This is a genomic window from Bradyrhizobium sp. ORS 86 (assembly GCF_045571475.1).
Lineage (GTDB): Bacteria > Pseudomonadota > Alphaproteobacteria > Rhizobiales > Xanthobacteraceae > Bradyrhizobium.
The window spans coordinates 5,194,217-5,218,216 of the sequence record NZ_CP120699.1 but is presented as its reverse complement, the minus strand read 5'-3'; the positions used below and the strand labels follow the sequence as shown (position 1 = coordinate 5,218,216).

Sequence of the window (24,000 nt, the reverse complement as noted above, 5' to 3'; positions counted from 1 at the left end):
ACTGATGCTCTTGCCACGGCGAGAGGCCGCAGCCGCTGGGAACACGTCAGACACGCCCTTCAACCCCTCCATGGTGCGAGACCTTGCCCGCAATCTCGCCAGCAAGTCGTTCGAGGCGCCCGACGAGAAGTTACCCGGCGGTCTCAATGACCTGACCTACGACCAATACCGGTCGATCCGCTTCTTGCCCGAGCGTGCACTGTGGCGCGGCGCGAAGCTGCCGTTCCAGGCGCAGTTCTTCCATCGCGGATTCTTCTACAAGAACAAGGTCACCATCTTCGAAGTCGCCGACGGCAAGGTTAGCGAGATCCGCTACACGAAGGACGATTTCTCATTCGGTGAGAAGGTGCCTGCCTTCACCGAGACAGACCTCGGCTTTGCCGGATTTCGCATCCACGCGCCGATCAACAAGCCGGACTACTACGACGAGGTCTGTGTCTTCCTGGGGGCAAGCTATTTCCGGGCCGTCGCCAAGGATGAGACCTACGGCCTGTCGGCGCGCGGTCTGTCGATCGACACCGGCGAGGCAAAGGGCGAGGAGTTTCCGTACTTCAAGGCGTTCTGGCTCGAGCGACCCGTGCCCAATGCGACGTCGCTCGTGATTCATGCCTTGCTCGACAGCAAGAGCTGCGCGGCGAGCTATCGCTTCACGATCAGGCCCGGGAAGACGACGGTGTTCGATGTCGAGGCATCGCTCTATCCGCGCGCCGATCTCGAGCATGCCGGCCTCGCGCCGATGACCAGCATGTTCTTCTTCGGGCCCAACGATCGCAACGAGGTCGACGATTTTCGGCCGTCGGTGCACGATTCCGATGGGCTTGCGATCTACAACGGCAAGGGCGAGAGCCTCTGGCGTCCTCTGAGCAATCCGCGCGACCTGCAGATCAGCACGTTCCAGGACGTCAATCCGCACGGGTTCGGGCTGATGCAGCGGGAGAAGAATTTCTTCGCCTATCAGGACATCGAATCCGGCTTCGAGAAACGTCCAAGCCTGTGGGTCGAGCCGATCGGCGACTGGGGCGAGGGCGCGGTCATCCTGATCGAGATTCCGACCAAGGAGGAGATCCACGACAATATCGCGGCCTTCTGGCGGCCGAAAGCGCCGCTCAAGGCCAAGAGCGAGAACAATCTCACCTATCGCCTGCATTGGGGGCCCGACGCGCCGAAGCCCCATTCGCTTGCGCGCTTCACGCGCAGTGGCGTCGGCGCCCACGGCGAGAACAGCAAGCTGTTCGTGCTCGACCTGATCGGGGACAATCTGAAGGGGATCGATCCCAACAGCGTCAAGGGCGTGGTGACGGCCGAGAAGTCCGAAGTGACAAACATCGTCACCCAGCCGAACCCGAACACCGGCGGATGGCGGCTCAGCTTCCAATGCGCCGTCAAGAAGGATCCGGTGGAGCTTCGAGCCTTTCTTGCCGCACCGGATGACAAGCCGCTTTCGGAGATCTGGGTCTATCGATGGGCGCCATAGTCACGTCGCCTGATCCCGACGTCGCCACAGCGGCCCGCGGGTTCCTTCCACAGGAGAGTCCGCTTGCGATGTTCGCCGCCGATCTTGGCGAGCCGCCGCGCGGGGCGGCGAAGCCGGTGTCAGTTGGCGCGGGCATGGTCGTGCGCCGCGCCTTCGTGCTGGTGCTGACGGCGGCGCTGACCGGCGCGGGCGCCTACGAGATGTACAGGGTGGTCGAGGTCGGCGGCGTGACGATCATGGAAGGCATGGTGCTGGTGCTGTTCGTCGCACTGCTCGCCTGGATCGCCTTTTCGTTTGCCTCGGCGCTCGCAGGCTTTTGGGTTCTGCTTCGACGCAAGGGCAACGCCTTGCCGATCCGCGGCGATGGTCCGTTGCCGCCGATCGCGAGCCGGACCGCGGTGCTGCTGCCGACCTACAACGAGAATCCACATCAATTGATGGCGCGCTTGCGCGCCATCTACGAGTCCATCGAGGCGGCCGGACAGGCCGCAAGCTTCGACTGGTTCGTGCTGAGCGACACCCGCGATCCCGATATCTGGATCGCCGAGGAGCGGGCGTTCCTCGAACTCTGCGACGCCTGCGGCGCGGGACGGCTCTACTACCGGCATCGGGCCGACAACACGGCGCGGAAGTCGGGCAATATCGGCGAGTGGATCACGCGGTTCGGCGGCGCCTATCAGTTCATGATCGTGCTCGACGCCGACAGCCTGATGTCGGGCGACACCATGGTGCGGATGGTTCATGCCATGGAGAGCCATCCACGGGCAGCGCTGGTCCAGACGCTGCCGGTGATCGTCAATGCGCGCAGCCTGTTCAGCCGCCTGCAGCAGTTTGCCGGCCGGCTGTACGGGCCGATGATCGCCGCCGGCGTCGCGTGGTGGCATGGCTCCGAGGGCAACTATTGGGGACACAATGCCATCATCAGGATTCAGGCATTTGCGGAGCAGGCGGGGCTGCCCGAACTGTCCGGACCAAAGCCGTTCGGCGGGCATATCCTGAGCCACGATTTCGTCGAGGCGGCGCTGATGCGGCGCGCCGGCTGGGGCATCTACATGGCGCCGACGCTCGGCGGCAGCTTCGAGGAGGTGCCGCCGTCGCTGCTGGATTTTGCCGCGCGCGACCGGCGCTGGTGCCAGGGCAATCTCCAGCACCTCGCTTTGCTGACCACGCACCGGCTGCACTGGATTTCGCGTTTGCACTTCATGACCGGGATCGGCTCCTACATCACCGCGCCGCTCTGGCTTTTGTTCCTGCTGCTCGGAATCCTGATCTCGTTGCAGGCGCGTTTCGTTCGCCCGGAGTATTTTCCGAAGGGCTTTTCGCTGTTCCCGAACTGGCCGGCCCAGGATCCCGTGCTCGCCGCGTGGGTGTTTGGCCTCACCATGACGCTTCTGGTGATACCGAAGTTGCTCGGCTTCACCCTGTTGCTGATAAGGCGGGACGCGCGCCGGCAGTTCGGCGGCGGCTTTCGAGCATTCTCAGGCGTGATTGCCGAGCTGATGATATCGGCGATGATCGCACCCGTCATGATGGTCTTCCAGTCGATTGCCGTCGTCGAAATCCTGCTCGGGCGCGATGCGGGCTGGCAGACGCAGCGGCGCGACGACGGCGAGGTCGAGCGGCGCGAGCTCTATCGGAAATATGGCATCCCGACCGCATGCGGTATCGCGATGGCGGCGAGTGCCTATGCCGTATCGTTTCCGCTGCTGCTGTGGATGTCGCCGGTGATCGTCGGCCTCCTGTTTGCGATCCCGATCGGCGCCTGGACGGCGAAGCCGGAGATGCGGGCATTGTTCGTCACGCCGGAGGAGATCGCGCCGCCTCGTGTGCTGGTTCGCGCCAACGAGCTGGCCTCGCAGCCGGCGCCCGCATCCGCCCCGGCGCTCGTGGTGTTGCGGCAGGAGTCCGGATTGCTGCATCGTCATCTCTCCTCGCTTCCGCCGGCGAGGCGCGGCGGACCAGGCGAGATCGATCTCGACCTTGCGGTGGCGCGGGCGCGGATCGAAGCCAGCGAAAGTTTTGACGAGGCAGCGCGCCATCTCACCCCCCGCGAGACGCTCGCAGTCCTCGGCGATCCTGCACTGCTGGCGGGAGTGCTGGCGAAGTCACCCGCAGTCTAGGCCGCTTCCGGCAGCTTTGCCGGCAGCGTCCGCGGGTTGCGCGGCAGCGTGACGCGGACCACGGTGCCGACGCCGAGCTTGGAGCGTAGCCGCATCGAGCCGCCGTGCAGGTTGGTGAGGGAGCGTGCGATCGCGAGCCCGAGGCCAGAGCCCTGATAGCTCTTGGTGAGCTGGCTTTCGACCTGCTCGAACGGCTTGCCGAGCCGGCGCAGCGAGTCCGGCGCAATCCCGATGCCGCTGTCGGCGATCAACAGCACGATCGAGTCGTTCAGCATCTGGCCGCGCACCAGCACGCGGCCGTTGTCGGGCGTGAACTTCACCGCGTTGGAGAGCAGGTTGACGATGATCTGCTTGACCGCGCGGCGGTCGGCGACCACCGAGATCGTGCTCTCGATGTTCGATTCCAGGGACAGCCCTTTGTCCTCAGCGCGGCCGGAGACGACCCGCAGCGACTCCGCGAGGATGCCGGAGATGTCGAGCGGCTCCATGTCGAACTTCATGCGGCCGGCCTCGATCCTCGACATGTCGAGGATGTCGTTGATGACCTCGAGCAGATATTTCCCTGATGTCAGGATGTCGTGGCAATATTCCTGATACTTGTCCGAGCCGAGCGCGCCGAACAGGCCGCTGCCCATGATCTCGGAGAAGCCGATGATGGCGTTGAGCGGCGTGCGCAGCTCGTGGCTCATATTGGCGAGGAATTTCGACTTCGCGGCGTTGGCGTCCTCGGCGCGGGTCTTTTCCTGCGAGTATTTCTCGGCGAGGTCGGCGAGCTCGACGGCCTGCCGTTCCAATTCGGACTGCGAGCGCTTGAGGTCGGCCACGGTGGCGCGCAGGCGCAGATCGTTGTCGACCAGCTTCTGCTCGTGTGCCTTGATGCGGGTGATGTCGGTGCCGACTGAGACGTAGCCGCCGTCCTTGGTGCGCCGTTCGCTGATATGCAGCCAACTGCCGTCGTCGAGCTGGGCCTCGAAGGTGCGCGCGCCGGGCGCCGGCGTGCCGCTCTCGTGCAGGCGGCTGCGCACCTCCGGCATGCTGCCGACCTCGATCACCGTCTCGTAGGAGGTGCCGGGGATGACGGCGGAGTCCGGCAGCTTGTGCAGCCGCTGGAAATGCGAGTTGCAGAGCACCAGGCGATCATCGGCGTCCCACAGCACGAAGGCCTCCGGGATGGTCTCGATCGCATCGCGCAGCCGCAGGTCGGCCTCGACGCTCTTCTCGGCGAGGCTCTTCTGTTCGGTGATGTCGACGGCAATGCCGATCAGGTGCAGGCCGCCGTCGGCTGCGGCCTGGCTGAGCTCGCAACGCACGCGCAGCCAGATCCAGTGGCCGCCGACGTGCTGCATGCGGAAGCTCTGGTCGATATGGTCGATCTCGCCCGAGATGAGCTGATCGGCGATGTCGAACAGATTGATGTCGTCGGACTTCACCAGCGCGTTGACCTCGCCGAAGGTGAGCAGGTCGTTGCGGGAGTCGAGCCCGAGCAGGGTGAACATCGACTGGGACCAGAAGATCCGGCCCCGCGATAGGTCCCAGTCCCACAGCCCGCAGCGGCCGCGATTGAGCGCGGTGTCGATCCGGCCGCGCACGGCGTCGTTGATCAGGTCGCCCTCGCGGGCGCGGGTCGACTGCCAATGGAAGGCGAAGCCGAGGATCAGCACCACGAAGCTCGTGGTCGCCGACAGCGTCACCGAAAGCGCCGCGTCCGATCCCCAGATCGGCTCGTTCATTTCCTGGATCACCACGATCTGGCCCGGCAGCGACTTGACCAGCCGCGAGATTGCCAGTGCACCGCTGCCGTTGGGCAGCGTCATGTCGTTGACGACGCCCTGCTGGCCTGGCGCGGCCATCAACTGCGCGGTGGAGATGACGTCGAGGATGCGGTCGCTCTCGCCGAGGCCGTCGATCGGCACGCGCGCCAGCACGCGATGATCGGCGCCGGTGATGATGACGTGGCGACCGAAGGCGATGCCCCAGGACGGAATCAGGTCGGGCAGCAGTTCCTGAAGGCGCTCGATGTTGTTCAGCCGGTCGCGGTGCGCCGAGGTCAGGCGGTCGAGACGTTCGGCCAGGATGTCGGAGAGCGCGGCAAGATCGCGCTTCATCGCCCCGCGCTTCTGGCGGTTCTGGTCGATCACCTGGACGAAGGCGCCGAGGCAGATGGTGATCAGGAAGGCGATAATGAGAGTAGGGACAGCGCGGCGCAGTGCAGGCTCGGCGGTGAGAAGCCTGTGATATGCCGGTTTTGCGATCGACTGCGCCAATCCTTTGATCGAATCGGATTGGACGCACGCGTTCGCTGCATGCGCGCGCGCCATGCCCTAGACCCCCACGCCAAGCTGGTGTTTACCCGGTTCGGATGCTCCCCACGTCGCATCCGAATCAAGACGATTTGAATCCAGTTTTTCGGAGCTGTCGAGAGTCAACGATTCGTTAATGCGAAATAATTCTTGTCCAAGGGAGAATCATCGGCCGCAAAACGAGTCCGAAACGGGAACGGGTCCGTAGAACTATTCGCGCGGCGGCTCGGCATGACTGATCACGCGCTTGATAGTCGGGAACGCGCGGCGCAGCGCGCGCTCGATCTCGTCGACGCTGTCGTGCACCTTGGTCACGCTCATCGAGGGAGCGGCCCGGCAATGGAAGTTGACGATCTCGCCGGCGTCGGTGTCGCGGACCCGCACATTGTGGATGTCATGGATCGCGCCGCCATCGGTGGCAAAGCGGGTCAGCGCGGCTTTGATGGTCTCGACGCGTTCGGGAGCCGCGTCGGTGCCCCATGGCAGTTCCGGCTCGAGCGGCTCGATATGGGTATCGACCTCGACGTCTTCGCCGAAGTCCTCGCGGATCGCGCGTTCGAGGTCGTGGGCGATCGCGTGCGCCGCGGTCAGCTCCATCTCGCCGTCGACCTCGAGGTCGATGCCGACGATCAGCCTGCCGCCGAGATCGTGCACGGTGACGTGGTGGATGGCGAGGCCGGAATTGCGCGCGATCACCATGATGCGCTCGCGCACGCTCTCATTGTCGCGTGCGACCGGGACCGCGGTGAAGGTCAGGTCGGCGTCGCCGAACGTCTTGGCCACCGCTTCCTGGGCCCGGCGCTTGATCTCCTCGACGCGATCGATCGGATAGGTGCGCGGCACCTTGGCGATCGCATCGATGAAGTGGGTCGCCCCGACCATGCGAACGCGCAGCCGGTCGACATCGACGACGCCGGGCACCGCCTTGATCGCGGCGGTGGCCTGCTCCAGCGCACCTTCGGGCGCGCGGTCGAGCAGGGTCTCGACCGTCTCGCGTGCCATCCGGAGGCCCAGCAGGGCGATCATGACCGCAACCGCGATCGCGGCAGCGGCATCGCCCCACCAGTAGCCGAGCCCCGCCAGAACGAGGCCGATGATGACGGCCGTCGAGCCCATCACGTCGGAGGCAAAATGCAGCGCATCGGCGGCAAGCGCCTGGCTTCGGGTGTCGCGCGCCGCGCGGTGCAGCGCGCGGGCGCGCCACACGTTCACAGCGATGTCGAGCACGAGAACGATGAACGGAATGGTCGAGATGGTGGGCGGCGGCGTTCCCTCGCGCAGGTGACTGTAGGCCTGGACCAGGATGCCGCCGGCCAGCACGTAGAGCAGGGCGATGATGCCGAGTGCGGAGACGCTCTCGAACTTGCCGTGCCCGTAATGATGCTCGGCATCCGCCGGCTGGTCCGACACCCGCACCACGGCCCAGGTGATGATGGTCGCCACCAGGTCGATCGTCGAGTGCAGCGCCTCGGAGATCAGCGCGAGCGATCCGATCGCGACGCCAACCACGAATTTCGCCGCGGCCATGCCGCCACTGGCGAGGACCGAAATCGCGGCGACCGATGTCTTGGTGCTGGGTGCGTGGACTGTCATGGCCGGCGGTTTAGCAGGGCGGAGGTGAACATCAAGTGTTACTCGCGACGCGCAATCGCCACTCACTTGCAACAGCAGAGATATTGCGAATGAGTCCGAATTCAGAAACCGACCTGCTCAAGATTCATTGACCCACTTCAGGTGCGAATTCACGTTCTCGCGGCGCGTTATCGCCCGAGGCTTGCAAAGTCATTCGCCCTCCAAGCAAGAGGGCGCAGGGAATGCCGGGTGCGCGCTGCACCCGCGGTCTCGTGTGCAAAAGTGGATAAGGAAACGCACACGAGCATACAGGTTCAGCGGGAGACACTCCGGCATTCCCTGCGCGATGGTTTTACGGCTTATACGTGCTCTCCCCGGCGAGACCGGGCTTTGTTGTCACCGCCCTTGCAAGACGCGTGGCGCCTTGCAAGAGGACACCAGCCACTGGGGCGTCAGGACCACACGATTTCACCGTCCGCCTCATGCGCGCTCGTCAGTCGTGCAATCAGCGTCCACCGCATCTCACCGCAACACCCGTGACGATCGCGAAGCGCCCCTCGATAGGGTGAGACGGGCGGATCATATACGAGTTCTATTTCTGATAAAGCGAAATATTTTTGAGGCGAGGGATTGACGCGTTTTGCTGAGTTGCCCGTCGTGTCCAATGGGCAACACCCGTTGCCATCACGATCTGCCTCGTAGGATGGGTCGAGCGAAGCGAAACCCATCAAGTCTTGTCCGCGCGGTGAGACGATGGGTTTCGCTTCGCTCTACACGCTGCTGGGTGACCTTGTGACCGCTTTCAATATGACCGCTTAAAAATGGGCGAAAACAGGAACGCGCGCCCGCGGTGAACGTTCGAACCTCAACGAAGCCACAATCGGAGATGAACGCCATGAAGTTAAGCACCATTGGCGTACTTGCATGCGCGTTGGTTCTGTCAGGCGTGACGGCCTCGGCGCAATCGAACTATCCGCCGGCCACCGCTCCCAGCGGGCAGAACTCTGGTGCTGGAATTCCAGGCCAGCCCGGTAACAAAAATGGGCCTCCCGCGCAAAAGGGAACGGTTGGTTCGACGTCGACAACCAAACAGGGCAATATCACGACCCAGGAGCAGGACTCCGCCCGCATCAAGGGATTGCCCGGCAACAAGAGCGGAGAGCCGGAGAAGCGGCCACCGCGCCATTAGCGTTCGGACAGGCGCCCCGGAATACGGGGACACAGGGCTGCGCTACAACGCGGGCGCGGCCAGCCGCGCCTGCCGGCGCGGCACGTGGCCGTCGGTGCGGCAATAGTGCTGCATTGGGTGATAGCGGTCCATGTGCTCCCGCATGGCCTCGCGATCCTACAGTTTGTCGTGGATGTAGAAGTTGATGCCTTCGGGCAAGCCGTGGCACCGCGATCTTGGTTCGAATAAAGTTCCTTCTCTGATTTGGACGTCTCCATCGTTTCGGAGAGTGTCGCCTGTTGGCTCTTCGCGTCGTTTCGCGTGTGTGCAACAACTGGGTCGCTTTTCAGATCAGAGCGGATACCAGTGACAGGCTGAACCGGCCGGCTCAGTCGAGCGACGCGAAACCCATGAAGTTTCGTCGGCGCGGTGAGACGATGGGTTTCGCTTCGCTCTACCCATCCTACGCGCTACGCGCTTTCAGCCTCCGGCGTAGGCGTCACGGGCGAGCCGCGAGCCACATGTCATCCCCGCGAATGCGGGGATCCAGCATGCCAGAGGCGATTGCGATTGAATCGAGAAGCCGCAGCGTACCGGATCGCCTGGTCCCGTCTACGCCAAGTCTTCGACGGGGCTCGGGTATCAGGCGCGCCGAAGCATCTTGCGGAGGCGGCAAGCCGGGCGATGACACCTTTTTTTGACGCGTCTGCTTGCCTTTCCTATGCAATTGACTCAGCTCCCGCTCTACGATCGATGCGAGGGTTAGATCACTCAGCACTTTGGCTTTGCTCGTCCCCATGTTCGGTGCCGCTTCGATGGCGCAGCTACGCCACGGATGCGAGGTATAGGGAGGGCGGAAGATGTCGCGCACGCTTATTGTCCTCGGAGTTGTCCTGGTCGTGATGGGAATCTGCTGGCCTTTGATCGGCAGGCTGGGTCTGGGGCGGTTGCCCGGTGACATCGTGATCCAGCGGCCGAATTTTTCGTTCTACTTTCCGCTCATGACGTCGCTCATCATCAGCATTGTCCTGAGCGTGGTCCTTTGGCTGATCAATCGATAGATTCCTTGGCACTTCTCGCGTCTGCGGATGCTGAGCCACGGCGGCAAATTCCAAAGTTGAGGAACGGCGATGCAATTGCGGGTCTTTGGGCGTACAGGAATGCAGCTCTCGGTCCTGGGCTTCGGCTGCGGTGCCGTGGGTGGATTGATGGTGCGTGGTGATGCTGCCGACCAGGAGCGTACGGTTGCGCGGGCGATCGCCGCCGGCGTCAATTATTTCGACACCGCGGTGCAGTACGGCAATGGCGCGTCGGAGCAGAACCTTGGCCGCGCCTTGCGGCAACTCAGGCCGTCCAATGTGGTCGTCGGCACCAAGGTCCGGTTGCAGCCAGGGGAGTATGGCCGCGTTGTCGATGCCGTCAGGCTTTCGCTCGAAGGCAGCCTGGCTCGTCTCGGCCTCGATCAGGTCGACATCTTTCATCTGCACAATCCGATCACCGAAGCAGGTGGCGGCGCGACGCTCAACACTCGGCAGGTGCTGGACGAGGTGGTGCCGGCGTTCGCGCGCCTGCGTGATCAGGGGAAGGTTCGTTTCCTCGGGATGACGGCCGTCGGCGAGACTGTGGCACTGCAGCAGGTGATCGATGCCCGCGTCCTCGACAGCGCGCAGGTCGTCTACAACATGCTCAATCCGTCGGCCGGGGAGGATCTGCCGCCGAGCTATCCGGCACAGGATTATCGCCGATTGTTCGACCATACCAAGTCTGCCGGCGTCGGCGTCGTGGGCATCCGCGTGCTCGCCGGTGGCGCGTTGTCTGCGTCAGCCGAACGTCATCCGATTGCGGGCCCGGCACCCGAGCCGATCGGTTCGGCGATGAGCTACGATGCCGACATCGATCGCGCGCGTCGACTGCTGCCGCTGGTCGAGGACGGTTTTGCTGCAAGCCTGACCGAAGCCGCTACGCGGTTCGCGCTGTCGCATCCGGCCATGGGCACGATCCTGGTTGGCATGGCGACGCCGCAACAATTCGAGGCGGCTCTCGCGGCAGTTCAGAAAGGCCCGCTGCCGCAAGTTGCGCTCGACAGGCTGTCGGTCTTGCGGCAGGCCTTTTCCGGCGAGACGCGCTGATCATTGTTCGAGGCGGACACAACTGCGCTTGTTGTCTGCATGATGCTTGTTCGCTTTGCTCTACCCATCCTACGCACTGCGTCGATTGCCCGCTGCGCGACGCGGTGTCCGCTACAGCGTCACCACATCTTGCCGGGTTGCTTGTTCGCTTGCATGTGCGCGATCGCCGCGCCGATGAGCGCGTGCTCCTCCTCACCCGCAGTCGAAGGAACCGTGTTCAGTCATGTTGCTGACGCAATCTCTGTCTTAGTCGGTGACAACTAAAACACTGCGTGAGAAACCTCCCCGGTTCCCACAATAGTTCCATCGCTGGGAACGAGTCTGCAAGAAGATTGAAACGAGTTCCTAAAACGCCTCCGCGTTCGTTTGACCATGCCTTTGCGGCATCGGGAACCGAACGATCAAAGAAATCGGTCAAGGAGTCCTGATGCTATTCGGCTCGAGCGCCGCAATTTGCGGCGCCGTGATTGCGCTTGCCATGTCTGTTACAGTTGCGCGAAGTGAAACCAGTACGGTTCATTCAGCCGCAGCCGTCATTGCCGCTTCCGGGAATGCGATTGTCGGCGCGGCATCCATGTACAATCCGTTCCGGCCCGGATGGCGGGAGGGCGGTCCGAGCACGGCCTCGGGCGAGCGCTATGATCCCTCTGGCTGGGCGGCCGCCATCAAGACGAGCTTGCGTCAGAAATTCGGTGGGGTGCAATTTGGCGCGAAGCCGAAATTTGCCCTCGTTGAGGCTGTGGGCAAGAAGGTCATCGTCAAGATCAATGACGTGGGGCCACTCACGCCTGGGCGCATCATTGACCTCAATGAGCGGACGATGCGCCATTTCGATCCAAGTCTGCAGCTCGGGGTCATTAAGGACGTAAGAGTTATTCCGCTTTCGGGAGACTATTGGACTCCCGGACCGGTCGGCTGAACGTCGCCGCCGAAAGAGCGAGAGCGCAGCCCTCCTGGCTCGCGCTCAGGGCGGATGATCGCAGCATGATCCGCCCGGCATGCTCATCCGCGCAACGCCGCTATAGCGTCACCACGATCTTGCCGAGGTGCTTGTTCGCTTCCATGTGCGCGAACGCGTTGCCGATGTCGGCGAACTTGTAGACCTTGTCGATCGGAAGTTGCAGCTTGCGTTGCTCCACCGCAGGCCAGATGTCCTTCCTGACCTCGTCGAAGATATCGCGGATCTCCTCGATGGTGCGGGTGCGGAAGGTGACGCCGATATAGTGGATGCGGCGCGCCGCATGCAGGTCGAAGTTGAAGTCGGCGTGGGTGCCGCCGAGCCGGCCGACATTGACGATGCGGCCCTTGACCTTGGTCGCCTTGAGATTCTGGTTCGCGACCGGCCCGGAGACCTGATCGACGATCAAATCGACGCCTTCGCCGCCGGTGGCCTGCAACACCTGATCGACCCAGCCGGGATCCTTGGAGTCTACTGCGAGATCGGCGCCGAACTCCTTCAGCCGCCCGCGGCGCATTGCATCGGTCGATGATCCCACCACGAGCTTGGCGCCCTTCAGCTTGGCGATCTGCATCGCCATCAGCCCGACACCGGAGCTCGCGCCCTGGATCAGCACGGTCTGACCCGGTTGCAGCGCGCCGTTGGTGACGACGGCGTTGTGCATGGTGGCGAGGGCGACGGGGAGGGTGGCGGCCTCGTCGAAGTTCATGTTCGACGGCGCGCGGAACAGCCGGCCGTGATCGGCCAGCGTGTACTCGGCAAACGCCGCGCCGCCAGAGCCCATGATCCTGTCGCCGACTTTGACGCCCTTCGCATCGGGACCGAGCTCGGCAACCTCGCCGGCCCATTCCATGCCGAGCACGGTGCCGACGCCGCCGGCCGCGCCATGGGCGTGGCCCTTGGTCATGCCGAGATCGGCGCGGTTAAGACCACAGGCGTGGACCTTGACCAGCACCTGCGTGCCCTTCGGTGTGGGCTTGGCGACGTCGGTGATTTCGGGGCCGTTGGCACCGTACACATAGGCTTTCATGGGCTTGCTCTCGTTTGTGTCGTCTGACGCGAATAGCCGCTCCGTCATGCTGAGGTGCGAGCCTTGCGGCGCACTTGCGCTGCTGGGCGAGCCTCGAAGGGTGGTGGCCCGGCTGGTGGCCGTTCGCCCTTCGAGACGACCGCTTCGCGGCTTCCTCAGGGTGAACGGGCGCACTGCTCCACGCCGTCATTGCGAGCGAAGCGAAGCAATCCAGCGTACGGCATACGCGGAAGCATGGATTGCTTCGTCGCTATCGCTCCTCGCAATGACGGCCACATAAATTTACGCCTCTCAGGGTGACGGATCACAGGGGCCGAGCATCACCCTTTCTATTTCCCTACTCCGCGGCCTGGCGCTTGCCTCCGGACATCATGGCCTCGAGCCTTTCAGCAATGATCGCCTCCGCCTCGCGCACGATGCGTGAGATGAGCTCGGCGCAGGACGGGATGTCGTGGATCAGGCCCTGCACCTGGCCGGCCGACCAGATGCCCTCGTCGGCATCGCCTGTGGCGTAGACCATCTTGCCGCGGGCGCCGGCGACGAGCTCGCGGACGTCCTCGAACTTGGCGCCTTCCTTCTCCATCTGCACGACCTTGGTCGAGATCGCATTCTTGGCAACGCGCGAGGTGTTGCGCATGGTGCGGAAGATCAGCTCGGTCTCGCGCTCGTCATTGGCGACGATGCGCTCCTTCACGAGCTGATGGATCGGGCTTTCCTTGGTGCACATGAAGCGCGTGCCCATGTTGATGCCGTCGGCGCCGAGCGCGAGAGCTGCGACTAGGCCGCGGGCGTCGCCGAAACCGCCCGAGGCGATCATCGGAATCTTCACCTTGTCGGCGGCGGCCGGGATCAGGATCAGGCCGGGGGTATCGTCCTCGCCAGGATGGCCGGCGCATTCGAAGCCGTCGATCGAGATTGCATCGACGCCCATGCGCTCGGCGGACAGCGCGTGGCGGACGCTGGTGCATTTGTGCAGCACCTTGACGCCGTGCTTCTTGAATTCGTCGACATGCTCCTGCGGTTTGTTGCCGGCAGTCTCGACGATCTTGATACCGCTCTCGATGATAGCCTGGCGGTATTCGGCGTAAGGCGGCGGCTTGATCGCGGGGAGGATGGTGAGGTTCACGCCGAACGGCTTGTCGGTCATCTCGCGGCAGCGCGCGATTTCCTTGCGCAGGTCGTCCGGCGTCGGCTGGGTCAGCGCCGTGATCATGCCGAGCGCGCCGGCATTGGCGACGGCCGCCACCAGCTCCGCGCGCCCGACCCACTGCATGCCGCCCTGCACGATCGGGTGCTCGACGCCGAACATCTCGGTGAAGCGTGTCGTGATCATTCTGCCCTCGTTTCCACTGGAATTTTCCGTGGCGCGGACGGCCGCGCACGGTTGTTATGGATGTCGAGCGGCAGGATGCAGTCGTATCAGGCAAATGTCTACCTGGCAGGGGCGGCGCGCCCATGCGGAAATGGAAGGCTCGCGCAAGCGTTCGCTGTCGATGCATCTCCGCCAGCGCGAGCGATCAATCAATCGCAATCATGCTGCGTTCAACGTTACGTGCGCTGAACGTGATGATCTCAGGCCGGCACGGCTTGACGCACCGAGGTGGTCGCTTGCTCGTCGAACGCGGCCGAGATGTCGCGCATGCTGACGACGCCGATCAGGCTGTAATTGTCGATCACCGGCACGTGGCGGATGTGGTGCTTGTTCATGAGATGACGGACATGATCGAGCGTGTCCGTCGAGTTGCACGACACGAGCTGCTGCACGGCGACGAATTGCGACACGCGCATGCCGGCGCCCGCTGCGCCGTGGGTGGCGATCGCGCGCACCACGTCGCGCTCGGTAAACATGCCGACGGCGGTGTTGCCCTCGGTGCGGACGACATCCTTCACCACGAGCGCACTGATATTGCTGGCCCGCATCAGTTGCGCGGCGATCGCCACGGTCTCGTTCATGCGAACCGTTGCAACGCGGGCGGTTTTCTTGCGCAGGATATCTCCGACTTGCATGGCAACCTCCTTGGGGGTCATCAACGGCGCGAGTCTGGTATACATAATGCCAATTGTCAACAAGGTCTACAGGATTCCACGACGAAGATTCGCAAGGATTAGGCAGGTTTTCTGACGTTTATCGATGGTCGTCATGGCCAACTCACGGGCAAACGGCACGTCGGACTGACGTCTTGTATCTGGTATGCCTGAAGCTCCAGGCAAAAATAAGAGGCGCACCGAAGTGCGCCTCCAACCACTGAGCCAGCAATGCGAGATCAGGCCGTCTTGGCGGTGGCCGCCGTCGCGGCCTCGGCGGCAGCCTCGTTGCCATGGATGAAGGCGCGCCGCAGCGGCTTGATGACGAACACGGCCATCAGCGCGGCGGTGGCATTCAGCGCGACCGCAATCACGAACACCGCATGCCAGCCAAAGTTGGTGGCGACGATGCTGGCGGCCGGCACCAGCAGCGACGCCGTGCCTTTCGCCGTGTAGAGCATGCCGTTGTTGGTGGTTGCGAACTTCGCGCCGAAGGTGTCGCCGCAGGTCGCCGGAAACAGCGAGTAGATCTCGCCGAACACGCCGAAGTAAACCGCGGTCGCCAGCACGAACACCAGCGGATGATGGCCCCAGGTCGAGAGCGTCAGTAGCATCAGCGCGCCGGTGCCGAAGGCGATGAACATCGTGTGCTCGCGGCCGATGGTGTCGGAGACCCAGCCGAAGAACGGACGTCCGAAGCCGTCGAAGATGCGGTCGAGCGAGATCGCGAAGGTCAACGCCGCCATCTGGAAGCCGGCGAGGGTGACCGGCGTGGTGGCGATCTTGTAGTCGTGCGCGATCGGCGCGATCTGTGCCGCCGCCATCAGGCCGCCGGCGGCGACCATCACGAACACCAGATACATGATCCAGAAGATCGGGCTGCGCAGCACCTGCGGCGGCGTAAAGTCGATCTTGGTCTGCGGCAGATTGAGTTGCTTCTTCTTCGGCGGGATCGCGACGGAAGGCGGGCGGATGAAGAAGGCCAGCACGAACACGATCAGGCCTTGCCCAATGCCGAAATTGAAGAACGCGGACTGGTAGCCGCTGGCGGCAATCATCTTGGCGATCGGCACCACGGTGAGCGCGGCGCCCGCGCCGAAGCCGGCGGCCGTCGCGCCCGCGGCGAGGCCGCGGCGATCCGGAAACCACTTCAGCGCGTTGCCGACGCAGGTGCCGTAAACCGAGCCTGCGCCGATGCCGCCGAACACGGCGGCGACGTAGAGCAGGGTGAGCGAATTGGCGTAGGAATTGAGCACCCAGGCCGACGCGATCATGATGCCGCCGAACATGATGACGAGACGCGGGCCGTATTTATCGACGAACCAGGCCTCGATCGGCACCAGCCATGTCTCGGTCACCACGAAGATGGTGAAGGCGAGCTGGATCGACGCGCGGCCCCAGTGATGGGCGCCGTCGATCGGATCGACGAACAGCGTCCAGCCGTACTGCAGGTTCGCGATCATCGCCATGCAGACGATGCCCATGACGAGTTGCAGCCAGCGGAAGCCACTGGACGAAGGTTGTGCTTGCGTGACAGCCGTATTGCTGGAAACCATCAAGTCCTCCCGAGCGCGCTCTAGTTCTTGTGACCGAGTGTCGCAATCCTTGTGGCTTATTGTCACAAGGCATCGGGTGATGTTGGTATACTATATCCCAGAAAGCAAGCTTATCCTTCGTTTGCACCGCAGCAAAATTAGCATGTAAAGCGGGCCTGATCGCCGCGCCTGCTGACCCCTCCGCAAATGGAAACGCCCGGCGTCGGGCCGGGCGTTTCGCGGAGTTGGAGATGCGCCTGATGCTTACGCGGTCGACTTCGCCACCACGAGCTTGCGCCAGGGCTTGAGCACCGCGATCGCAAGGATGGATGCGAGAATGTTGGCGCCGGCCGCGATGACGAACACGTTGTCCCAATGGCCCGACGACTGCTGCATGTAGTTGGCGATCGGGACCAGCAGCGCCGCAGTGCCCTTTGCCGTGTAGAGCAGGCCCGCATTGGTGGTGGCGAACTTCGCCCCGAACGTGTCGGTGCAGGTCGAGGGGAACAGCGAGTAGATCTCGCCCCAGGCGAAGAACACGAAGCCGGAGAGCAGCACGAACCAGACCGGGTCATGTCCCCAGAGGTAAAGCATCCAGATGCCGATGCCTTCCATGCCGAAGGCGAGGAACATCGTGTTCTCGCGACCGATCATGTCGGAGATCCAGCCGAAGAACGGGCGCGTCAGGCCGTTGAGGATTCGGTCGATGGTGGCTGCGAAGGTCACGGCCGTCATGGTCATGCCGACCAGGGTCACCGGAATGTTGTCGACCTTCCAGTCCACCGCGATCGGCTTCAGGTTCGCCGTCACCATCAGGCCGCCGGCGCCGACGATCACGAACATGAAGTACATCAGCCAGAAGATCGGCTGCCGCAGCACTTCGGTCGGCTGATAGTTGCGGCGGGTCTGCACCAGATTGGCGTTCTGCACCACCTGCGGCACCTGTCCGGCCTTGGGCGCGAGCAGGAAGAAGGCGAGCAGCACGATGATGATGCCCTGGCCGAGACCGAAATAGAGGAAGGTGGTCTGAAAGCCGGAGTCCTTGATCATCGCCTGGATCGGCGCGACCGTCAGCGCCGAACCGGCGCCGAAGCCTGCCGCGGTGATGCCGGCCGCCAGGCCCCGCTTGTCCGGAAACCATTTCAGCGCATTGCCGACGCAGGTGCCATAGACGCCGCCGGCGCCGATGCCCGCAATGATCATGCCGAGGTAGTAGCCGTTGAGCGTGGTCGCCTGCGCGTTGATCGCCCAGCCGAGCGCGCACAATATGCCGCCGACGAGCACGACGATGCGCGGACCGTATTTGTCGACGAACCAGCCTTCAACCGGCACCAGCCAGGTCTCGAACAGCACGAACAGGGTGAAGGCCCACTGGATCGAGGCACGATCCCATCCGAATTTCTTCTGGATATCGGGGACGAAGAACGTCCACCCGTACTGATAGTTTGCGATCATCACCATTGCGGCGACGCCGATCGCAAGTTGTGTCCACCGATAGGTGTCGCTGACGCGCGCGGCCGCTGGGGCCGCAGTTGCCTGAGCCATTTCCGACATTGATCCTCCCAACGCGCTTGTCGTGATTGTGCTCTCGGCGCGCCGCGAGCATCTTGGTATTCGATATGCCAACGTTCAAGCGGTCGCAGCGGCAGCGTGCGCTTATGCCGCAGCGTTGCGCGTGGTCGCAGTGGATGGATTGGCTCAGCGCAACAAAAATGGCCCCGGAGATCGGGGCCATTGCAGGAATTCTTCGCTGTCGGCTCGGGTCTCGCGACGAAAGCCGTTTCGATCGCGGACGCTGGAGCCTCTGCGCCTTACAGGCCGAAGCGCGGCAGATCGCCGTTCCGGTTGGAGATCTCCGCGCTCTTCATCAGGAGGCGGTCGATCGTGGCCAACAGGCGGCCGAACAGGGTTGTGGACGGCGTGAGCGCGATAGCGGTGGTCTTGGACATTGATGTCCCCTTTGTCTGGAGTCCAGCAACGTGCCGGCTCATCATCTGGGGGCAATCTAGGTATGCCAGATGCCAGACACAACGGGCTTGTTTGCATAGCAGCATACGCCACTGTGCATTGCAGCAAAAATGACCCGATTGGCATCCCAGATTGTCCGTCACCATGGGAACCTGGCTGCGATGCCCCGGGAGGGGCTCCGGGCGCGTGGCGCCGCCTCAACGTTCCCGGCCGTTCGCCGGCTTGACGATGGTATCGATGGCAAGCAGTCCAGCGAGCGACAACAGGGCAAAGACAAGGCCGCTAAGGAACGTGGCCGCGGGCCCGAATGAGTCCCAGAGCGCGCCCGCGATGACGCTCGAGCACAGCATTGCGATGCCGCACAACAGGTTGAAATAGCCGTAGGCGGTGCCACGCAGCGGGGCCGGCGAGGTATCAGCGATCAGCGTTGCGAACAGGCCTTGTGTCAGCCCCATGTGCAGACCCCAAAAGACGACGCCAAGTGCCAGCCCGCCGAGATTCGCGAGGGTGGCCAGCGCGAGATCGGCCGCGGCGAGGCATACGAGCCCGATTGCGAGCAGGCCCGTGCGATTGATCCGGTCGGACAGCACACCGGCGGGATAGGCCGAGAGCGCATAGACGATGTTCATCAGCACCAGCACCGCGGGGACCCACATCGCGCCGAGTCCGACATTTTGTGCGCGCAGGATCAGGAACGCTTCGCTGAAGCGGGCGAGCGTGAATACGACGCCGATCCCGACCACGCGCCAATAGGGTTTGCCGAGATGCTTCACGGCGGCGAGGCTGAGCGGATTTTTTGCATGTCTTTCGTCGGCGTGACGCTTCGGCTCTTCGACGGCCAGCACGATCAAGGCGAGTGAGAGGAAGGCCGGAATGACGGCAAGCCAGAACACCGCGCGGAAGTTATCCGCGCTGGCCCACATCAGCCAGATGGCGAGCAGGGGGCCGACGAAGGCGCCGATCGTGTCGAGCGATTGCCGAAGCCCAAAGCTCGCGCCGCGCAATGCGGCGGGCGCGATATCGGCAACGAGCGCGTCGCGTGGCGCGCCGCGGATGCCCTTGCCGACGCGATCGATGAAGCGGGCGCCAATCAGCCAGCCGACGGTCGGCGCCAGCGGAAACACCGGCTTGGTGAAGGCGGCAATTCCGTAGCCGATTGCCGCAAGGAGCTTGCGTTTGCCGAGCCAGTCGGACAACGCGCCTGAGAATATCTTCGTGATCGAGGCGGTCGCTTCGGCGACGCCTTCGATGAAGCCGACCGTCACCATCGAGGTGCCGAGCACGGTGACGAGATAGACCGGCAGCAGCGCGTGGATCATCTCCGAGGAGATGTCCATCAGCATCGATACGAAGCCCAGCGCCCAGACTCCCGCAGGGATCCGGGCCGGCGCGGGAGATGAGTTGGGCTCGGCCGTCACATTGCCTCCTCGCTGGGCAAAAGAAAAACCCGCCGGCAGCGGGTCATCTTGGATGCGGCCACACGCTACCACCTCGCCTCGGCAAGAGCCACCAGCTCACGGCCCGGCGAGCATCACGGGACTCCGGCGCCAGCTCGCCCGCGGATGTTGGCATTCGGGGACGCGAGGCGGAAGTGCAGGCGGCGTGGTTCGAATTAGAAGCTGTGGGCCGACCTTCGCCGCGCTGCCGCCGCTGTGGAAGCTCGGCCTCGACGGCTCAGGCGCCGGGTACTTACATCAATTCGTCGATGACGTTCACCGCAAAGAGTTGAAGGCGGACATCGCCGTGAGGCTGAACGATATCACCTTCTGACCTTGTGCGGGCATGAGCAAGTTCGAGCTTGGTTTGAGGGAGGGCTCCCCATGCCCTCCCGTGCCCGGTTAGTTGGCAACCGACACGTTGCCATCAGAGTCAAAGTCGTTCTTCGGGTTGTAGCCGGAATCGCGAAGGTTCCGCATATGCATCGCGTGGTCACTGCCATCGCCGTTAAGGCTGGCATTGGCGTTGAGCAGAACAGGATTGACGCCGGTGCTCATCACGAGATGGCGATGGTGCACCTGGTGTCCTGCTGTGCGTGCATCGGCGAGTGCCGCCGTAGAGAGAGACGCAACTGCGATCGAAACAAGAATGACCTTCTTCATGGTATCCTCCCGTCAATAACCGAACTTTCAATCGCATCCGGAAGAATACGCTCTGATGCCACTGCCTGATGTGAGATTCTCCACATCTTGCCGTCGATCACGATGATGAGACCGCTGCCGATCGGTTTCCTGGACTTCTGCGCACCCGTCACGGAAGGTCCGTGCGCAAATTGCAAACGTGAGAGCATCATCCGCAAAAGTGTGGAGCGGTTTTCCGAACAGATCATGCTCAAACAAAGAGCCAAAGCGCGATGGGGATTCGACCCGATCTCATCGCGCTTTAGCTCGAAAAGGTGGAGCCGCCGCCGAACCGATGGAGCTTCTTGCTCCAAACAAAAATGGCCGCGGTTGCCCGCGGCCATCCGTAGTGTTGCTTGGGTGCGAGGCCTACTCCGCCGCCTGCTTCTGGGGCGGATCGAGCGCGCCGGAATCGTGGATCTCGGCGACCTGGTGATCGGAGAAGCCGAGCACCTCGCGCAGGATCTCGTCGGTATGCTCGCCGAGCAGCGGCGAGCGCTTCACGTCGCTTGGTGAGTCCGACAGCTTGATCGGGTTGCCGACCGAGAGATACTTGCCGCGGGTCGGATGGTCGACCTCGACCACGGTGCCGGTCGCGCGCAGCGACTGATCTTCCGCCAGTTCCTTCATCGACAGGATCGGACCGCAGGGGATGTCGTCCTTGTTGAGGATCTCCATCGCCTCGAACTTGGTCTTGGTCATCGTCCACTGCTCGATGCGGGCGAAGATCTCGTTCAGCCGCGGCAGGCGGGCGGCCGGCTTGGCGTAGTTCGGATCGGTCTTCCAGGTCGGCTCGCCGATCACGTCGCAGATCTTCTCCCAGACCGGGGCCTGGGTGATGAAGTAGATGTAGGCGTTCGGATCGGTCTCCCAGCCCTTGCACTTCAGGATGCGGCCCGGCTGGCCGCCGCCGGAATCGTTGCCGGCACGTGGCACGGCGTCACCGAACGGGATGCCTTCGCCGAACTGGCTGTATTCCTTGAGCGGGCCGTGGGCGAGGCGCTGCTGGTCGCGCAGCTTGACACGCGAGAGGTTCAAGACACCGTCCTGCATCGCCGCGGTGACGCGCTGGCCCTTGCCGGAGTGCGTGCGGTGATAGAGCGCAGTGACGATGCCGAGCGCGAGATGCAAGCCGGTACCGCTGTCACCGATCTGCGCGCCGGTCACGAGCGGCAGGCCGTCGCGGAAGCCGGTGGTGGAGGCGGCGCCGCCGGTGCACTGCGCGACGTTCTCGTAGACCTTGCAGTCCTCATACGGGCCGGGGCCAAAACCCTTGATCGAGGCGACGATCATCTTCGGGTTGATGCTCTGGATCTTCTCCCAGGAGAAGCCCATGCGGTCGAGCACGCCGGGGCCGAAATTCTCGACCAGCACGTCGCACTTCTTGATCAGCGCGGTCAGCACTTCCTTGCCCTTGGGGTTCTTGGTGTCGAGCGTGATCGAGCGCTTGTTGTGGTTCAGCATGGTGAAATACAGGCTGTCCACGTTCGGGATGTCCTGAAGCTGGCCGCGCGTGATGTCGCCGACGCCGGGGCGCTCGACCTTGATCACGTCGGCGCCGAACCAGGCCAGCAACTGCGTGCAGGTCGGGCCCGACTGGACGTGGGTGAAATCGAGAATGCGAACGCCCGTGAGCGCCTTGGTCATAATGTCTGCTCCTTCTGCTACCTGTTGTCGTCATTGCCCGCGAAGGCGGGCATCCAGTAATCACCGTTGGTCAGTCGGGCAGAACCTTCGTCACACGATGGTTCGGCGCTTACTGGATTCCCCACCTGCGCGGGGAATGACACCGGTGGGTTAAACGGTTCACTTCTTCTTCAGAACGCTCTGCGGATTGAGGTTGCCGATGCGGCCGCTCTCCGAGCCGGCAGCCGGATCGATCACCGCGTTGATCAGTGTCGGCTTGCCGGAATCCAGCGCCGCGTTGACTGCGCGCTTCAGTTCGTCAGGCGAGGTCGCGTTGACGCCGACGCCGCCGAAGGCTTCCATCATCTTGTCGTAGCGCGAACCCTTGACGAACACGGTGGTCGCCGGATCGGCGTTTGCGCTGTTGACGTCGGTGCCGCGATAGATGCCGTCATTGTTGAAGATCACGACGCAGATCGGCAGCTTGTAGCGGCAGATGGTCTCGACCTCCATGCCAGAGAAGCCGAAGGCGCTGTCGCCCTCGACGGCGAGCACGGGGTGGCCGGTCTCGATCGCAGCCGCAATCGAATAGCCCATACCGATGCCCATCACGCCCCAGGTGCCGACGTCGAGCCGCTTGCGCGGCTTGTGCATGTCGACCACGCCGCGGGCGAGGTCGAGCGTGTTGGCGCCTTCATTGACGAAGATGGTGTCCGGCCGCTCCTTGATGATGGCGCGCAGTGCGCCGAGCGCGCCGTGATAGTCCATCGGCGAGGCGTTGCTCATCAGCTTCGGTGCCATCTTGGCGACGTTCTCGTCGCGCTTGGTCGTGATCTTGCTGACCCACTCGGCCGGCGCTGCCGGCCAGTTCGCACCCATTCCCTCGAGCAGCGCCGTGACGCAGGAACCGATATCGCCCACCACGGGGGCCGCGATCTCGATGTTGGAGTCCATCTCCTTCGGCTCGATGTCGATCTGGATGAACTTCTTCGGAGCATCGCCCCAGGTCTTGCCCTTGCCGTGCGACAATAGCCAGTTGAGGCGGGCGCCGATCAGCATCACGACGTCGGCCTCCTTCAGCACGGTCGAGCGCGCGGCGCCCGCGCATTGCGGATGCAGGTCGGGCAGCAGACCCTTGGCCATGCTCATCGGCAGGAACGGCACGCCGCTCTTCTCGACCAGGGCCTTGATCTGCTCGTCGGCCTGCGCGTAGGCCGCGCCCTTGCCGAGAATGATCAGCGGCCGCTTCGCGCTCTTGAGCACGTCGAGCGCGCGCTTCACCGCCGCAGGCGAGGGGATCTGCTCGGGCGCCGCGTCGATCACCTTGACTAGCGACTTCTGGCCGGCATCGGCATTCATCACCTGGGAGAACAGCTTTGCCGGCAGGTCGAGATAGACGCCGCCCGGACGGCCGGACACCGCGGCGCGGATCGCGCGCGCAAGTCCGATGCCGATATCCTGGGCGTGCAGCACCCGGAACGCGGCCTTGCACAGCGGCTTGGCAATCGCGAGCTGATCCATCTCCTCATAGTCGCCCTGCTGCAGGTCGACGATCTCGCGCTCGGAGGAGCCCGAGATCAGGATCATCGGGAAGCAGTTGGTGGTGGCGTGGGCGAGCGCGGTGAGGCCGTTGAGGAAGCCGGGCGCCGACACCGTGAGGCAGACGCCGGGGCGCTTGGTCAGGAAGCCCGCGATCGACGCGGCATAGCCGGCGTTCTGCTCGTGGCGGAACGACAGCACGCGAATGCCCGCCGCCTGGGCCATGCGGCCCAGGTCCGTGATCGGGATACCCGGCACACCGTAGATGGTGTTGATGCCGTTGAGCTTGAGTGCATCGATGACGAGGTGGAAGCCATCGGTCAATTCCTGCTCGGTGCCCGGTGCCTCGGACTTCGCAGCGGTATTCAGCATCGGCATCGTCTCCCTGATCGTTCTTTGTTTCGGACGATCTGATGGTCGTCTGAAGCGTGTGGACTTT

20 protein-coding genes are annotated in these 24,000 nt (G+C 63.5%); 7 read left to right on the top strand and 13 right to left on the bottom strand.

Features of this window, described 5'->3' with window-relative positions:
* Positions 1 to 4 precede the first annotated feature (4 nt).
* Together P6U25_RS24250 and mdoH are read left to right on the top strand one after the other, a co-directional pair.
* A complete protein-coding gene (locus tag P6U25_RS24250; protein WP_407152600.1) occupies positions 5 to 1,474 on the top strand; it encodes a glucan biosynthesis protein G in 1,470 nt (489 codons plus the stop codon).
* Entirely contained in the window at positions 1,462 to 3,594 is a 2,133-nt protein-coding gene (mdoH, locus tag P6U25_RS24245) for a glucans biosynthesis glucosyltransferase MdoH (protein WP_407147283.1), read from the top strand. The genes P6U25_RS24250 and mdoH overlap by 13 nt, the downstream gene beginning before the upstream one ends.
* Here the strand turns inward: mdoH and P6U25_RS24240 are convergent.
* Entirely contained in the window at positions 3,591 to 5,912 is a 2,322-nt protein-coding gene (locus P6U25_RS24240) for a PAS domain-containing sensor histidine kinase (RefSeq protein ID WP_407147282.1), read from the bottom strand. The two genes, mdoH and P6U25_RS24240, sit on opposite strands and share 4 nt — an antisense overlap.
* Before the next feature lie 192 nt (positions 5,913 to 6,104).
* Entirely contained in the window at positions 6,105 to 7,487 is a 1,383-nt protein-coding gene (locus tag P6U25_RS24235; RefSeq protein ID WP_407147281.1) for a cation diffusion facilitator family transporter, read from the bottom strand.
* 874 nt (positions 7,488 to 8,361) lie between these two features.
* Here P6U25_RS24235 and P6U25_RS24230 point away from each other — a divergent pair.
* From P6U25_RS24230 to P6U25_RS24215, 4 genes are all read left to right on the top strand, one after another.
* Positions 8,362 to 8,655, top strand: coding sequence for a hypothetical protein (locus P6U25_RS24230; RefSeq protein ID WP_407147280.1), 294 nt, complete (start codon positions 8,362 to 8,364; stop codon positions 8,653 to 8,655).
* An 839-nt stretch (positions 8,656 to 9,494) separates the two neighbouring features.
* Positions 9,495 to 9,695, top strand: coding sequence for a DUF2905 domain-containing protein (locus P6U25_RS24225; RefSeq protein ID WP_407147279.1), 201 nt, complete (start codon positions 9,495 to 9,497; stop codon positions 9,693 to 9,695).
* Positions 9,696 to 9,794: 99 nt separating this feature from the next.
* On the top strand, positions 9,795 to 10,763 hold the full coding sequence (locus tag P6U25_RS24220) for an aldo/keto reductase (RefSeq protein WP_407147278.1): 969 nt from the start codon (positions 9,795 to 9,797) through the stop codon (positions 10,761 to 10,763).
* A 427-nt stretch (positions 10,764 to 11,190) separates the two neighbouring features.
* The gene (locus tag P6U25_RS24215; RefSeq protein WP_407147277.1) at positions 11,191 to 11,682 is read left to right on the top strand and encodes a septal ring lytic transglycosylase RlpA family protein; all 492 of its coding nucleotides are present in this window, start codon (positions 11,191 to 11,193) and stop codon (positions 11,680 to 11,682) included.
* 100 nt (positions 11,683 to 11,782) lie between these two features.
* Here P6U25_RS24215 and P6U25_RS24210 read toward each other — a convergent pair whose 3' ends face one another.
* The 7 genes from P6U25_RS24210 to P6U25_RS24180 all read right to left on the bottom strand — a co-directional run bounded on the left by P6U25_RS24210 (position 11,783) and on the right by P6U25_RS24180 (position 19,622).
* Entirely contained in the window at positions 11,783 to 12,751 is a 969-nt protein-coding gene (locus P6U25_RS24210) for a zinc-binding dehydrogenase (protein ID WP_407147276.1), read from the bottom strand.
* A gap of 337 nt (positions 12,752 to 13,088) precedes the next feature.
* On the bottom strand, positions 13,089 to 14,084 hold the full coding sequence (locus P6U25_RS24205) for an NAD(P)H-dependent flavin oxidoreductase (protein ID WP_407147275.1): 996 nt from the start codon (positions 14,082 to 14,084) through the stop codon (positions 13,089 to 13,091).
* A 239-nt stretch (positions 14,085 to 14,323) separates the two neighbouring features.
* Positions 14,324 to 14,758, bottom strand: coding sequence for a CBS domain-containing protein (locus P6U25_RS24200; RefSeq protein WP_407147274.1), 435 nt, complete (start codon positions 14,756 to 14,758; stop codon positions 14,324 to 14,326).
* 257 nt (positions 14,759 to 15,015) lie between these two features.
* Positions 15,016 to 16,332: an oxalate/formate MFS antiporter gene (gene oxlT, locus P6U25_RS24195; RefSeq protein ID WP_407147273.1), complete on the bottom strand. Its 1,317-nt coding sequence runs from the start codon at positions 16,330 to 16,332 to the stop codon at positions 15,016 to 15,018.
* Positions 16,333 to 16,575: 243 nt separating this feature from the next.
* The gene (gene oxlT, locus P6U25_RS24190; RefSeq protein ID WP_407147272.1) at positions 16,576 to 17,865 is read right to left on the bottom strand and encodes an oxalate/formate MFS antiporter; all 1,290 of its coding nucleotides are present in this window, start codon (positions 17,863 to 17,865) and stop codon (positions 16,576 to 16,578) included.
* Between the two features lie 257 nt (positions 17,866 to 18,122).
* On the bottom strand, positions 18,123 to 18,260 hold the full coding sequence (locus P6U25_RS24185; RefSeq protein WP_407147271.1) for a hypothetical protein: 138 nt from the start codon (positions 18,258 to 18,260) through the stop codon (positions 18,123 to 18,125).
* A 216-nt stretch (positions 18,261 to 18,476) separates the two neighbouring features.
* Positions 18,477 to 19,622, bottom strand: a complete 1,146-nt coding sequence (locus tag P6U25_RS24180; protein WP_407152599.1) for an MFS transporter — start codon at positions 19,620 to 19,622, stop codon at positions 18,477 to 18,479.
* Positions 19,623 to 19,881: 259 nt separating this feature from the next.
* Between P6U25_RS24180 and P6U25_RS24175 the strand changes: the two genes are divergently transcribed.
* Positions 19,882 to 20,049 carry a hypothetical protein gene (locus P6U25_RS24175; RefSeq protein ID WP_407147270.1) on the top strand — a complete coding sequence of 56 codons (168 nt, stop codon included), beginning with the start codon at positions 19,882 to 19,884 and terminating at the stop codon, positions 20,047 to 20,049.
* Between the two features lie 68 nt (positions 20,050 to 20,117).
* On the opposite strand, the gene P6U25_RS24170 is transcribed toward P6U25_RS24175, so the two are convergent.
* From P6U25_RS24170 to oxc, 4 genes are all read right to left on the bottom strand, one after another.
* The gene (locus tag P6U25_RS24170; RefSeq protein ID WP_407147269.1) at positions 20,118 to 20,378 is read right to left on the bottom strand and encodes a hypothetical protein; all 261 of its coding nucleotides are present in this window, start codon (positions 20,376 to 20,378) and stop codon (positions 20,118 to 20,120) included.
* The gene (locus tag P6U25_RS24165) at positions 20,375 to 20,740 is read right to left on the bottom strand and encodes a hypothetical protein (RefSeq protein WP_407147268.1); all 366 of its coding nucleotides are present in this window, start codon (positions 20,738 to 20,740) and stop codon (positions 20,375 to 20,377) included. Before P6U25_RS24165 ends, P6U25_RS24170 begins: the two co-directional genes overlap by 4 nt.
* Positions 20,741 to 20,765: 25 nt before the next feature.
* Positions 20,766 to 22,043 carry a formyl-CoA transferase gene (frc, locus tag P6U25_RS24160; protein ID WP_407147267.1) on the bottom strand — a complete coding sequence of 426 codons (1,278 nt, stop codon included), beginning with the start codon at positions 22,041 to 22,043 and terminating at the stop codon, positions 20,766 to 20,768.
* A 159-nt stretch (positions 22,044 to 22,202) separates the two neighbouring features.
* Positions 22,203 to 23,933, bottom strand: coding sequence for an oxalyl-CoA decarboxylase (gene oxc / locus P6U25_RS24155; RefSeq protein WP_407147266.1), 1,731 nt, complete (start codon positions 23,931 to 23,933; stop codon positions 22,203 to 22,205).
* Positions 23,934 to 24,000: the final 67 nt, after the last annotated feature.

Excerpts from the sequence above, each read along its gene's own strand:
- P6U25_RS24250 (WP_407152600.1), top strand. The coding sequence starts at position 5 with ATGCTCTTGCCACGGCGAGAGGCCGCAGCCGCTGGGAACACGTCAGAC.
- mdoH (WP_407147283.1), top strand. The coding sequence starts at position 1,462 with ATGGGCGCCATAGTCACGTCGCCTGATCCCGACGTCGCCACAGCGGCC.
- P6U25_RS24240 (WP_407147282.1), bottom strand. The coding sequence starts at position 5,912 with ATGGCGCGCGCGCATGCAGCGAACGCGTGCGTCCAATCCGATTCGATC.
- P6U25_RS24235 (WP_407147281.1), bottom strand. The coding sequence starts at position 7,487 with ATGACAGTCCACGCACCCAGCACCAAGACATCGGTCGCCGCGATTTCG.
- P6U25_RS24230 (WP_407147280.1), top strand. The coding sequence starts at position 8,362 with ATGAAGTTAAGCACCATTGGCGTACTTGCATGCGCGTTGGTTCTGTCA.
- P6U25_RS24225 (WP_407147279.1), top strand. The coding sequence starts at position 9,495 with ATGTCGCGCACGCTTATTGTCCTCGGAGTTGTCCTGGTCGTGATGGGA.
- P6U25_RS24220 (WP_407147278.1), top strand. The coding sequence starts at position 9,795 with ATGCAGCTCTCGGTCCTGGGCTTCGGCTGCGGTGCCGTGGGTGGATTG.
- P6U25_RS24215 (WP_407147277.1), top strand. The coding sequence starts at position 11,191 with ATGCTATTCGGCTCGAGCGCCGCAATTTGCGGCGCCGTGATTGCGCTT.
- P6U25_RS24210 (WP_407147276.1), bottom strand. The coding sequence starts at position 12,751 with ATGAAAGCCTATGTGTACGGTGCCAACGGCCCCGAAATCACCGACGTC.
- P6U25_RS24205 (WP_407147275.1), bottom strand. The coding sequence starts at position 14,084 with ATGATCACGACACGCTTCACCGAGATGTTCGGCGTCGAGCACCCGATC.
- P6U25_RS24200 (WP_407147274.1), bottom strand. The coding sequence starts at position 14,758 with ATGCAAGTCGGAGATATCCTGCGCAAGAAAACCGCCCGCGTTGCAACG.
- oxlT (WP_407147273.1), bottom strand. The coding sequence starts at position 16,332 with ATGGTTTCCAGCAATACGGCTGTCACGCAAGCACAACCTTCGTCCAGT.
- oxlT (WP_407147272.1), bottom strand. The coding sequence starts at position 17,865 with ATGTCGGAAATGGCTCAGGCAACTGCGGCCCCAGCGGCCGCGCGCGTC.
- P6U25_RS24185 (WP_407147271.1), bottom strand. The coding sequence starts at position 18,260 with ATGTCCAAGACCACCGCTATCGCGCTCACGCCGTCCACAACCCTGTTC.
- P6U25_RS24180 (WP_407152599.1), bottom strand. The coding sequence starts at position 19,622 with ATGCTGATGGACATCTCCTCGGAGATGATCCACGCGCTGCTGCCGGTC.
- P6U25_RS24170 (WP_407147269.1), bottom strand. The coding sequence starts at position 20,378 with ATGAAGAAGGTCATTCTTGTTTCGATCGCAGTTGCGTCTCTCTCTACG.
- P6U25_RS24165 (WP_407147268.1), bottom strand. The coding sequence starts at position 20,740 with ATGGCCGCGGGCAACCGCGGCCATTTTTGTTTGGAGCAAGAAGCTCCA.
- frc (WP_407147267.1), bottom strand. The coding sequence starts at position 22,043 with ATGACCAAGGCGCTCACGGGCGTTCGCATTCTCGATTTCACCCACGTC.
- oxc (WP_407147266.1), bottom strand. The coding sequence starts at position 23,933 with ATGCTGAATACCGCTGCGAAGTCCGAGGCACCGGGCACCGAGCAGGAA.